The following is a 10,935-nucleotide window of genomic DNA, read 5'->3' as shown; positions in this document are numbered from 1 at the left end:
AGGGGTTAGCTCCAGTTCAGCGGCCAGCTCATTAATTGTTGGCGCACGACCCAGCTGCTGGGACAACTGTCGCTGAGCCTTTTTGATCTTGTTGAGCTTTTCAGTAATGTGGATGGGCAAGCGAATGGTGCGTCCTTTCTCGGCGATCGCCCGCGTAATGGCTTGCCGAATCCACCAGTAGGCGTAGGTGGAAAAACGATAGCCCTTGCTGGGGTCAAATTTTTCTACCCCTCGCTGCATACCGATCGTTCCTTCTTGGATGAGATCCAGCAGATCCACATTGCGCTTGATGTACTTTTTGGCCACTGAAACCACAAGGCGCAGGTTGGCTTCCACCATTTTCCGTTTGGCGCGATCGCCATTTTCAAGAATCGTCTCCAGCTCCTCTTCACTGATGTTGGCAGCAGCGGCCCATTCGGCACGGGTGGGTTCACGGTTAAGTTCTGCCGCAAGCTTTTCGCGAATCTCGTTCATGGCGGTAAGCTGCTGCACCTGTTTGCCGTAGATCACTTCCTGTTCGTGGGTGAGCAGTGGCACACGGCCAATCTCCCGAAGGTAAGTGCGCACTAAATCTTTTGAGGTATCCATAGTCCCTATTGCTCGTTCTCAAGGTTGACAGCAGTGATTCGTCCAAGGCCTAGGAATATCGTTTTCGCTATAGGATGGGCGATCGCCCCTGCTAAAGATCGCGGCCAAGCCAACGGTGCTTTAACAGCGTTTTCGTGGACTTGTTACATATATTAAGAATCTTAACATTTCTAAATCTAGTCGTTGGAATACTCACCCTGACCTTTGGCGGTTCTTAATCTTTTTTTTATATTTATCCTATTGATAAAGATATATGGATTTCGGGAATACAGATGAAATGAGTCAATTGTTGGTTCACACCTGTACCCTTCAGTCTGGCTACAGAGGGAGCTATCCTAGTTGACTGGAGTCTGGAGTTAGGCCTTAGGGATTAGATGTCCCCTCTTGAAGGAGAGATTTGATTTGCGCTAATAACTGGCCAAGTTTCCCTTCCTCGAATAGGGCATTGATTAGAGCAAGTCCACTGGTGGACAGGAGGAGTGTATTGAGATTAGGGATGGCACTCCCATTGGCAAAGGTGTAAATTTTGGCATCGCCAATCACCCCCGGCTGAGGGGCAAGAGCTTGGAGAACTTGGGGCAGTTGCGGTGCCAGTTCTGGCCAAAGCGCCGTAATTACTTGGGCAATTAGGTTAGCATTGCTAATCACATTCTTAGCCGCCAGGATTGCCTCGATTCCTGCGGCTTCAGCAAGAGCTTTATCGCGGTTCGCTGCAGCAAGGGTACGAATTGCTTCCGCTTCCAGTTCGGCAATCTCCGCCTGGCGTTGCCGCCGGAAGGCCTCAATTTCAACAGCATTTTGCTCAAGAACCCGTTTTTCCGCTGCTTCCCGCTCCGCTGCAATAATCGCTAAGTGTTTCTGGCGATCGGCTTTTTCCACTTCGATGGCGGTGGTGACCGCAGACTCTGCCCGTGCCCGTTCTGCTTCGGCAATGAGACTTTCTTTCTTCTTGGTGGCAACGGCGATCGCCACATCCTCTTGGGCAAGGCGCGCTTGACGCTCAGCCTCCGCAATGGCCACCTGCGCTTGCAAACGGTTGGCTTGCACCTGCTGCTGGCGACCGATCTCGGCGATTTCTGCCTCCTGTTGTTGCTGGGCTTGCGTCACCTTCAGGCGTTTATTTTTTTCCTCCAGCTCAATACGGGCCTCAATTTCCTTTTGTTGAATGGCAAGTTTTTTGCGAATTTCTTCTTCCTCTACTGCTTGGGCTTGGAGCAATTTTGCCCGCTGAATTGCAGCTGCCTCTGCGGCTTTAGCCTCCTCAATTTCCCGCTCCCGCTGTGCTTTTAGAGCTTCTACCTTCAGGCGCTGGCTCAACAGTGCGGCTTCTTTTTCCTCTTCAATTTGCAAGGAGCGTTTTTGGGCATCCAGTTCCTTTTGCTCGATGGCCACCCGTGTTGAAAGTTCCACCTCCCGTTTTTGCTGGATTGAGCGTTGAATTGTTTCCGTGCGCAGGCGCACCCCCTGAGCATCAAAGAAGTTGTTTTCGTCGTAGGTGTCGCTCTCTTGAACCTCTGAGATGGCAATGTTGTTGAGGGTGAGGCCGACTTTTTGCAGATCCTGCTGCATCAAGTTGAGCACCTCTTGGGCAAACCCCAGCTTATCCGAGTCAATTTCAGCAAGGGACTTGTGTTTTGCGGCTGCGCGGATGGCGTCATCTGCCCGCTTTTCAAGGGCGTTCTTGATGTCTTCGGGGGTAATGCGGTTATTTTGCGAGAGGCGAGCAGCGGCGGTGAGGACGTCCTCCTCGGTGGCGTTGATGCAGACATAGAACGTAACCCGCATATCGGCTCGCAGGTAATCTTGGGTACGCACTGCCAATTTGCCTGTTCGCTCCACGTCAATAGAGATCTCCCGCAGGGGTACCCGTGTTAATTCATGAAATCCCGGCAGGGCAATGCAGCCACCATTGAGAATCACCGTTTTTTTCTTAACAAAAATACCACCCGTGCGTACAAAGGCTTCATTGTTGGGGGTAATCACATAGACGCGGGTGTAGGCCCAAATGCTCAGGAGCAGCAAGATCACAATGCCGGCAATTACCCCCGGAAAGAAGAGCAACCCACCTAAATTGCCCATGGCAATGGGGGGAGACTCCACTAGTACCGCAGCTTTGGTTTCGGTTCGAGGTGACGTCGGCAGTGCCGCTGTGGGTAATGCTTGCAAAAATGTAAGCCAGTAAAGCATAGATTGCCCCTCAGTGGTCATCCTAGTGTGGCAGTTTGGGGGCGATCGCCCGCTATTTTTAAGGGTTTTTTAATTGGCTGGAGCCACTTCGGTTGTCGAGGCCACTGCGGCATCTTTACGTTTTTTCTTTTCTGTCACCGTTACAGGCCGCATTTCAATATGATTGAGCAGTGTGGTAACAAAGGCAAAAAGCAAAAAGGCAATGTTAAGACCAGAATTAGCCCCCCACTAAAAACGCCTGCACAGGATTGTTATAGAGGGTGAGGGACGCGGCCAAGCCAATAAAGATAACAATCAGCCAAACAATCACTTGGCCATAAATATCCCCAAAGGTGAGGGTGCAGACGAAACGGTATTTTTATAAGCCGTTTTGTAGTTCATTGGCCATAGGGGCTATCCTCGCGGCGTATGCTGAATGGTTCTCGTTAAAAAACAAGCTTGTGGTTAAGGATCGGGCGAAACTGGAGCTTGCGTTACAGTGTTTGCAGATACAGAGAAATGAAAATATCTGAATTTTAGAAAACCTGCCCCCAAGATTAAAGTCTTTGCAACAAATGTACAAACTTTGGTCAGAAAAAGCAGGCGGGGGCATTGTAATATGACAGATTGTATCAAAACTGTAGCGATCGCCCCCTAAGCACTCTATGGATACGTTTTACCGTTTGACCACCATTGCGGGTTTACAGGCTGCCCTTGGCAGAGTATCTCCCGCATCCACTCTTGGTTTTGTGCCGACGATGGGGGCACTCCACGGGGGTCATGCCGCCTTGATCCAGCGGGCACGGCAAGAGTGTGATGTTGTGGTTGTCAGTATCTTTGTCAACCCCCTCCAATTCGGCCCCCAGGAGGATTTACATCGCTATCCCCGTGCCCTTGAGGCCGATACGGCGCTCTGCCAGCAGTTGGGGGTGGATCTGCTTTTTGTGCCCAGTGTGGCTGAGCTTTATCCAGCAGGGATGGAGACACTCACGGTGGTGGAGCCGCCCAAGGAACTCACAGAGCGGCTCTGTGGGCGATCGCGCCCCGGTCATTTTCGTGGGGTAGCCACCATTGTGCTTAAGCTGTTACATCTAGTGCGGCCGCATCGCGCCTATTTTGGTCAAAAGGATGCTCAGCAGTTAGCAATTATTCGCCGCTGTGTGGCCGATTTGAATTTGGACGTGGAAATTATTGCCTGTCCCATTGTCCGCGATGCCGATGGCCTTGCCCTGAGTTCCCGCAATCAATATCTCAGTGAGGACGATCGCCCCACGGCCTTAGCCCTAAGCCAGAGCCTAGAGGTTGCTACTGCCGCCTTTCGGCAGGGATGTTTTGCTGCAAAGGAGCTCCTTGGGCAAGTTCACAACCATTTGCGCCAGTTTCCCCAGTTGCGCCTCGACTATGCAGAATTGGTGCATCCCCAGACCCTTGTGCCCTTAGCACAAATTGAGACGGTGGGCTTGCTGGCGATCGCTGGCTGGGTTGGTCAAACGCGCCTGATTGACAATTGCCTACTGGATCGCCGCTTGCCGATTCTGGCGGTGGATGGCCCTGCGGGGGCGGGTAAGTCAACCGTGACGCGACTGGCTGCCCAAGCTCTGGGGTTGCAGTACCTAGACACCGGTGCCATGTATCGAGCAGTAACTTGGTGGTGCTTAGAAAACAACCTTGATCTTAGGGATGAGCCAACGGTGGTAGAGGCGATCGCCCAGTGCCAATTGCGTTTAGAAAGCAGTGATCCCACTCAACCACCGCGAGTATGGATTAACGATCGCGAAGTGAGCCAAGCCATTCGTTCTCTGGAGGTGACCCAGCGGGTATCCCAAGTAGCAGCCTTACGAGGAGTGCGGCGGCTGATGGTACAACAACAGCGGGCAATTGGCGCCAACGGGGGAATTGCTGCCGAAGGTCGTGATATTGGTACCCATGTCTTTCCGGAAGCGGGTCTGAAAATTTTCCTCACAGCCTCGCCCGAAGAACGTGCCCAGCGCCGCTGGCAAGAGTTAAAACAACAGGGGCAATACGATCTTTCCTATGAGGAATTGCTTGCTCAGATTACCGCTCGCGATAAAGCAGATCAGCAACGCACCCACGCCCCCTTTCGCAAAGCTGCCGACGCCATAGAAATCTGTACTGATAATCTGGAGATCGAGGAGGTGGTGAGTAAAATTGTCCATTTGTACCGCAGCCGCTGCCCTCACTCTTGATGAGGAGAGAGAATTTCCCCTACAGTAGCAATAGTTCACGCTAGACACATTCCTATGGATCGCAACCCCTTTGAACTGGCACAGCAACTCTACTACACTGGCATTGGTGCTGCTGCGGCTGCCATTGAATCCCTACAGGATGAAGCCAAGCGTCAAGAATACCTAAGGCAACTGCGCGTAGATGCCCGTCAACTGGCCACTGTCTGTGCTGAAAAAGGCCGCCTTACGGAAGCGCAAGCGCGGGAACTAATTCAAGCCTTTATTGCCCAACGGCAGCAACCTTGTGCAACCCCTGAGCCGACAAACCGCGAGCCGGCGGATGATTTGGTTGCAGATGTTCAAACCCTTCTCGAAACATTACAGGCCATTCGCCAAGACCTACAGCAGGATTCCCAGGCACCTACCACCTAAAACTGAAGCAGCGGTAGAGGAGCAGTGTTTTCATACTGCGATTAAGAAAGTGCACAAAAGTGTACACTGTTCTCTTCCTGCCCCGAACAGGCCCCCTCCTCTTGGAGGAGGCTCCATAAGTGCAAGTACCTAGAGGAGATCAATTTTTGTCTTGGTAATTTTTTTGATCTGCGCAGGCAAAAGCTGCAAAAGCGTCTGTAAGAAAAGGATTTCCAGGCTTTGCAAACACCTCTAAATCGGTTAGAAACTCATCAAAGCCTTATGGAGACTGGGGTTGAGAAAATTTATGAGCTGAGAGGATATTTTTGTCCAGAGGTGCTTGCACGATAGCGGACAGAGCAATCAGATTTCGGATTGTTTTCTGGAAGTTCTTGAACCTGAAGAACTCGATCTGCTGATTCAGAAAACAGTGTTATAGCGACTCCCACTTCGCCAGAGCAAAATACTGAGCAACCTTTGGTAAGAGACATCGTTTATGCTAAAAATTAGTTTCTAGCTCCATTGTACTGCTGCCTCAATGGCCTTTCATCTTTCCCAGTTGAGCTGCCGACTGCGTCCGGAGGTGGCTGCCCTACAACCCGAACTGGTGCAGTGGCGACGCTATTTGCACCAACGGCCTGAATTGGGTTTTCAGGAGCATGGGACGGCCGCCTTTGTCAGTGAAAAACTGCGACAGTGGGGCATTCAGCATCGCACGGGTATTGCAAAAACAGGGATTGTGGCAGTAATTCCAGGATCGCGACCGGGGCCAGGACTGGCAATTCGCGCAGATATGGATGCGCTACCGCTGCAGGAGGAAAACGATAAGCCCTACCGCTCTCTCTATGATGGGAAAATGCACGCCTGCGGCCACGATGGTCATACGGCGATCGCCCTTGGTACAGCGAAATACCTTGCTCAGCATCGCGATTTTGCCGGGACTGTCAAGATACTCTTTCAACCTGCGGAAGAAGGTCCCGGTGGAGCCAAACCGATGATTGAGGCAGGCGTGCTCGATGCGCCAAAAGTGGATGCCATTATCGGCCTGCACCTCTGGAATTTTCTGCCCGTTGGCACCGTGGGGGTACGAGCCGGCCCTTTAATGGCCGCAGCCGAGTTTTTTGAGTGTCAGCTTCAGGGCAAAGGGGGGCATGCAGCTTTGCCCCAGTTTACGGTGGATACCGTTCTAGTGGTTGCTCAAATTATTACAGCACTGCATACGATTGTCTCGCGCAATCTGGATCCCCTAGAAACTGCAGTCATCTCTGTGGGAGCCGTGCATGCCGGCACAGCAAAAAATGTGATTGCTGATCGCGCTACTTTTGAGGGCACAGTTCGCTACTTCAAGCCAGAGCTAGGCGACTGGTTACCCAAACGGATTGAACAAGTCATTGCCGGCATTTGCCAGACCCATGGCGCCACCTACCAGTTTGACTATCAACGGATGTACCCGCCCACCATTAACGATGCCAAAATGGCGGAGTTGGTGCGATCGGTGGCTGAATCGGTTGTTGAGGTTCCCGCAGGGGTCACCCCCCATTGTCAAACCATGGCGGCGGAAGATATGTCCTTTTTTCTCAATGCGGTTCCGGGCTGCTACTTCTTTTTGGGGTCAGCCAATGGCACACTGGGATTAGATTTCCCCCACCATCATCCCCGCTTTGACTTTGACGAAACAGTCCTGAGTATTGGGGTCGAATTGTTTGTCCGCTGTGTCGAGAAATACTGTGGTCTAGTGGAGACCTAATTCCCCATGTCCCTCACGCTACTTATTGCCGACGATGATCCCGGCATTCGCGTGTCGGTCAGCCGCTTTTTAGAAGCCGAAGGCTACTGTTGCCTGACAGCAGCAGACGGTGCCCAAGCCCTTGAGATGATTCATCGCTATCAACCCCACCTGTTGATCACCGATATTGCCATGCCCAATATGAATGGCTATGAATTGGTGCGGCAGGTGCGCCAGCATCCCTCGCTTCGCCTACTACCTGTGATTTACTTAACAGCCCGCACCGCAGTAGAGGAGCGGATTCGCGCCTACCGCAGCGGGGGGGATGTTTATCTTTCTAAACCTTTTGACTTGAATGAATTGGCGGCGGTGGTGCGCAATCTTTTAGATCGGGCGCAACTGGTGCAAACGGAGTGGCAACAGCGACAACGGCTCTCCTTAGCGCCGAAACCCCAAGGCATTGCAGTTGATCTGACGCAACGGGAAAAAGAAGTGTTGGCTTTGCTGGTGGTAGGACTCTCGAATGCCCAAATTGGCGATCGCTTGCACTTGAGTGCGCGAACCATTGAAAAGTATGTCAGCAGTCTTTTTCAGAAAACTGCGGTTCATAACCGTGCCGAACTGGTGCGGTTGGCAATTGAACAGGGGTTGGTGGCGCAACAAACCAGTTCCCAAATTTGACCTTCCCCCGTTTCTCAAAACAGGGGATTCTTCCTTCAGAGTCACGGGGATTGCCAAATCCCCCCTCCCCAGAGCCGACCTTGCCTATTACGGGCAGGGCTTCCTTTAGACTCAAAGGACATGCAAATCCGTCCCATCGGGCAAGGTTAATTGTCGCATTCCAGTCCGCATCGCAGCCATTCCCATCATGCACCCGTGCGGTGGTCAATCTTCGACTATAGGCAGCAGGGCATTTATGCTAAGGTTTTGCCGGCAATTGCCAGCCTGTAGGCAATCTTTTGTCTGTTTTGATGGATGCATTCCTATGGGTTTGATACAACCGGAAAGATGAGCACTCAGAGGGCGCCGGACTCCCACCACGGCTGAATAAATTTAGCTTGCGCTTAAACCGGCGGCTTTACGCTATTTTTCGTAAGGGTTGCTATTACAGTTAAGAAAACCACTGAGGAGTCGAGATCCCATGCAACGAATTCCCCCTGCCCCCGGTCAAGAATCGGTTTGGGACTACCCCCGTCCACCCCGCTTAGAACCTACGACAAAACACCTGCGCGTGGTCTTTAACGGTGTAGTTATTGCCGAGACCCAGCGGGGACAGCGCGTGCTAGAAACCAGTCACCCGCCGGTGTATTACTTTCCACCAGAGGATGTGCAATCCCAGTATCTGGTGCCCTCGCTTCGGCAAACTTTCTGCGAATGGAAAGGAAAAGGCGCCTACTACCATGTCAAGGTGGGCGATCGCCAAGCCAATCATGCAGCTTGGTACTATCCCCAACCGACCCCTGCCTTTGCGGCCATTCGCAACTACATTGCCTTCTATGCTGGTTTAATGGATGAATGCACTGTCGATGGCGTAGGGGTGCTGCCGCAACCGGGGGACTTCTATGGCGGCTGGATTACCCCAGACATTGTGGGACCTTTCAAGGGGGCGCCGGGAACTTGGGGCTGGTAAGTGTTTCTCAAATCACTCTATCTGTGCCACTTTCGCAACTATAGTGAGCAGGCGGTGATGTTTGCCGCCCCGAAAACCATCCTCGTCGGCGACAATGCCCAGGGCAAGTCCAATTTACTAGAGGCGGTGGAGTGGTTGGCAACGTTGCAGTCCCATCGTACCCATCGCGATCGCGACCTCATTCAGCAAGGACAAGACAGTGCTCAAATTGAAGCCACCCTTGAGCGCCAAGGGGTTTGCCTTGAATTGGCAGCAAGTTTACGACCTACCGCCGGCCGAGTTTTGCGAGTCAATGGCTGCACAGTCAGGCGTACCACTGAATTTCTCGGTCAACTCAACGCAGTAGAGTTTTCTTGCTTAGATTTGGAATTGGTGCGGGGGACGCCGGCCATTCGCCGCAACTGGTTAGATCGGATTTTGGTGCAGTTGGAACCACTCTATAGCCAACTTTTGCAGACGTATCAAAAGACCCTGCGCCAGCGCAATGCCCTTCTGAAACAAACAACCAGCCAAGGCTGGGATGAACCCCTCTGGCAGGCATGGAATCAGCAATTGGTGATTAACGGTACCCGCATCATGCGGCGGCGCCAACGACTCATTGAACGCTTGGCTCCCTTAGCAGCGCATTGGCATCGGGTTTTGAGTGGCGATCGCGAGACCCTGACTTTGACCTATGAAAGCCATGTGCCCCTTGGGGATGGAAGCTCCGAAAGCATCAGAGCGGCCTTTAGTGAGGCCTTAGCGGCTCGCCGATCAATTGAACTGCTGCAAAAAACTAGTCTTGTCGGGCCGCACCGCGACGATGTTAGTTTCTGCCTAAATGATCAAAGTGCTCGTCAATTTGCCTCCCAAGGGCAGCAGCGCACACTGGTCTTGGCGCTCAAACTAGCGGAACTAGCACTTATTGAAAGTGTGGTTGGCGATACCCCTCTTTTGCTCTTAGATGATGTTTTGGCGGAACTTGATTTGCAGCGACAAAGGATTCTCCTAGAGGCGATGGGCGATCGCTACCAAACCCTAATTACCACTACCCACCTAGCCCCCTTTGCAACCCCTTGGCGACAGCAGGCTCAAATTCTCAAGGTGACGGCGGGGACGATCGCAAACGTTCCTGACACTGCTGTGCAAACCAGCGACTAATTTGGGGAACCGTTAACTCGGCAATGGGCACCCCCTCATTTTCGGCAATACGTCGCAGTTGCTTGAGGGCACTGATGAGAATTTGGCCATACCAAGTCATAAACCCCCCTTGGCGCTCTTCCTCCGCCTGCAATTGGGGATCTGCTGCCACCAGTTCATAAACTTGGGCTTCTGTTAGCTCTTCAAGGGGGGTCACTTCAGTCTGGGCTTGTAGATAGCGCTGGGCATACACTGCTAGCCGAATCGCAAAGCGATCTGCCGCTGGCAAAAGCAATTGATCAATTTCTTGACACTCACTGACTGTAAGCAGCTCTTCAGGAGTCATCAATGGCTTAGATCACTCCGGCCGGTGTGGGGGTTGGGGCAGACTCTTGGATATTGATAATGCTAGGGGTAAAGAGAAAGACACCATCCCCAAGGCGGGACTGATGGCCATTGATGGCATAGGTACTGCCAGCGGCAAAATCAGAGATACGCTGTGCCTCGGTCACATCGAGGTGCTCTAAATTCAGAATCACAGCCTTGTCAGCCCGCAGCGCTTGAACGATCAAAGTTGTATCGCTGAGGGACTGGGGCTTGATTATCACTACCTCATAGCCACTACTCAAGGAACGACCAAAGGCAGTCAGTTCACTCATGACAACTCCCCCTTGGGAACATCACAACAGTGCATAGTCATTTCATTTAATGATCCCATGAAACTTCATTCTGTTATACCGACTACACCAGAATTTATGCAAATTACAGCCTTTTTCCCCTCCACAGGGATGACAGTGCCTACCCCCCACTGGGCATAGGCAAGGAACCCGTTGCGCCCTAGAATAGGCAAACTTTGGTTTGGGAACGTCTCAATGATCAAAAGTAGCTACGCGAAGCGATATGGCTCTGTTGGGGCGATCGCCCTCTTGACTACATTTCTAGTGGTAGCAAGTCCTAACCCCGCATTCGCCATGCACATTAGCGAAGGTTTTTTACCCTTAGGGTGGGCTTTGGGGTGGTGGCTGGTCTTCCTTCCTTTTCTAGGAGCTGGTCTGTGGGCCTTACAACGGCAACTAAAAAGGCATCCTGAGTCGCGCGTTCTCTTGGCA

11 protein-coding genes and 1 pseudogene are annotated in these 10,935 nt (G+C 52.2%); 7 read left to right on the top strand and 5 right to left on the bottom strand.

The genetic code is table 11. The annotated features are described in order from the left end of the window. From P3X23_RS05035 to P3X23_RS11950, 3 genes and pseudogenes are all read right to left on the bottom strand, one after another. On the bottom strand, positions 1–588 hold a 588-nt coding region (locus tag P3X23_RS05035; RefSeq protein WP_300873747.1), incomplete at its 3' end, for a sigma-70 family RNA polymerase sigma factor. Positions 589–951: 363 nt separating this feature from the next. Further along, the gene (locus P3X23_RS05030; RefSeq protein ID WP_300873744.1) at positions 952–2,775 is read right to left on the bottom strand and encodes an SPFH domain-containing protein; all 1,824 of its coding nucleotides are present in this window, start codon (positions 2,773–2,775) and stop codon (positions 952–954) included. Between the two features lie 69 nt (positions 2,776–2,844). Then, a pseudogene (locus P3X23_RS11950) lies at positions 2,845–3,097 on the bottom strand (hypothetical protein). A gap of 322 nt (positions 3,098–3,419) precedes the next feature. On the opposite strand from P3X23_RS11950, the gene P3X23_RS05020 reads away from it, so the two are divergent. The 6 genes from P3X23_RS05020 to recF all read left to right on the top strand — a co-directional run bounded on the left by P3X23_RS05020 (position 3,420) and on the right by recF (position 9,847). After that, on the top strand, positions 3,420–4,961 hold the full coding sequence (locus P3X23_RS05020; RefSeq protein ID WP_300873740.1) for a bifunctional pantoate--beta-alanine ligase/(d)CMP kinase: 1,542 nt from the start codon (positions 3,420–3,422) through the stop codon (positions 4,959–4,961). A 54-nt stretch (positions 4,962–5,015) separates the two neighbouring features. Next, the gene (locus tag P3X23_RS05015) at positions 5,016–5,372 is read left to right on the top strand and encodes a hypothetical protein (RefSeq protein ID WP_300873738.1); all 357 of its coding nucleotides are present in this window, start codon (positions 5,016–5,018) and stop codon (positions 5,370–5,372) included. 517 nt (positions 5,373–5,889) lie between these two features. Further along, a complete protein-coding gene (locus P3X23_RS05010; RefSeq protein WP_300873736.1) occupies positions 5,890–7,098 on the top strand; it encodes a M20 family metallopeptidase in 1,209 nt (402 codons plus the stop codon). 6 nt (positions 7,099–7,104) lie between these two features. After that, positions 7,105–7,758 carry a response regulator transcription factor gene (locus P3X23_RS05005; RefSeq protein ID WP_300873734.1) on the top strand — a complete coding sequence of 218 codons (654 nt, stop codon included), beginning with the start codon at positions 7,105–7,107 and terminating at the stop codon, positions 7,756–7,758. Positions 7,759–8,218: 460 nt separating this feature from the next. Continuing rightward, positions 8,219–8,707, top strand: coding sequence for a DUF427 domain-containing protein (locus tag P3X23_RS05000; protein ID WP_300873731.1), 489 nt, complete (start codon positions 8,219–8,221; stop codon positions 8,705–8,707). Further along, positions 8,708–9,847: a DNA replication/repair protein RecF gene (gene recF, locus P3X23_RS04995; protein WP_300873729.1), complete on the top strand. Its 1,140-nt coding sequence runs from the start codon at positions 8,708–8,710 to the stop codon at positions 9,845–9,847. Here recF and P3X23_RS04990 read toward each other — a convergent pair. Together P3X23_RS04990 and P3X23_RS04985 are read right to left on the bottom strand one after the other, a co-directional pair. Further along, positions 9,786–10,172, bottom strand: a complete 387-nt coding sequence (locus P3X23_RS04990) for a hypothetical protein (protein WP_300873727.1) — start codon at positions 10,170–10,172, stop codon at positions 9,786–9,788. The two genes, recF and P3X23_RS04990, sit on opposite strands and share 62 nt — an antisense overlap. 7 nt (positions 10,173–10,179) lie before the next feature. Beyond that, positions 10,180–10,485 carry a cell division protein SepF gene (locus tag P3X23_RS04985; RefSeq protein WP_300873725.1) on the bottom strand — a complete coding sequence of 102 codons (306 nt, stop codon included), beginning with the start codon at positions 10,483–10,485 and terminating at the stop codon, positions 10,180–10,182. A 213-nt stretch (positions 10,486–10,698) separates the two neighbouring features. On the opposite strand from P3X23_RS04985, the gene P3X23_RS04980 reads away from it, so the two are divergent. Continuing rightward, positions 10,699–10,935 (top strand): energy-coupling factor ABC transporter permease (locus tag P3X23_RS04980; RefSeq protein WP_300873723.1); only part of this gene is annotated, 237 nt, incomplete at its 3' end.

Source organism: Thermosynechococcus sp. Uc, from assembly GCF_029335995.1.
In the GTDB taxonomy this organism is placed as follows: Bacteria; Cyanobacteriota; Cyanobacteriia; order Thermosynechococcales; family Thermosynechococcaceae; genus Thermosynechococcus.
The sequence above is the reverse complement of the archived record's forward strand: the minus strand, read 5'-3'. Positions and strand labels throughout refer to the sequence as shown.

Coding starts and splice junctions, on each gene's coding strand:
- P3X23_RS05030 (WP_300873744.1), bottom strand. CDS start 2,775: ATGCTTTACTGGCTTACATTTTTGCAAGCATTACCCACAGCGGCACTG.
- P3X23_RS05020 (WP_300873740.1), top strand. CDS start 3,420: ATGGATACGTTTTACCGTTTGACCACCATTGCGGGTTTACAGGCTGCC.
- P3X23_RS05015 (WP_300873738.1), top strand. CDS start 5,016: ATGGATCGCAACCCCTTTGAACTGGCACAGCAACTCTACTACACTGGC.
- P3X23_RS05010 (WP_300873736.1), top strand. CDS start 5,890: ATGGCCTTTCATCTTTCCCAGTTGAGCTGCCGACTGCGTCCGGAGGTG.
- P3X23_RS05005 (WP_300873734.1), top strand. CDS start 7,105: ATGTCCCTCACGCTACTTATTGCCGACGATGATCCCGGCATTCGCGTG.
- P3X23_RS05000 (WP_300873731.1), top strand. CDS start 8,219: ATGCAACGAATTCCCCCTGCCCCCGGTCAAGAATCGGTTTGGGACTAC.
- P3X23_RS04990 (WP_300873727.1), bottom strand. CDS start 10,172: ATGACTCCTGAAGAGCTGCTTACAGTCAGTGAGTGTCAAGAAATTGAT.
- P3X23_RS04985 (WP_300873725.1), bottom strand. CDS start 10,485: ATGAGTGAACTGACTGCCTTTGGTCGTTCCTTGAGTAGTGGCTATGAG.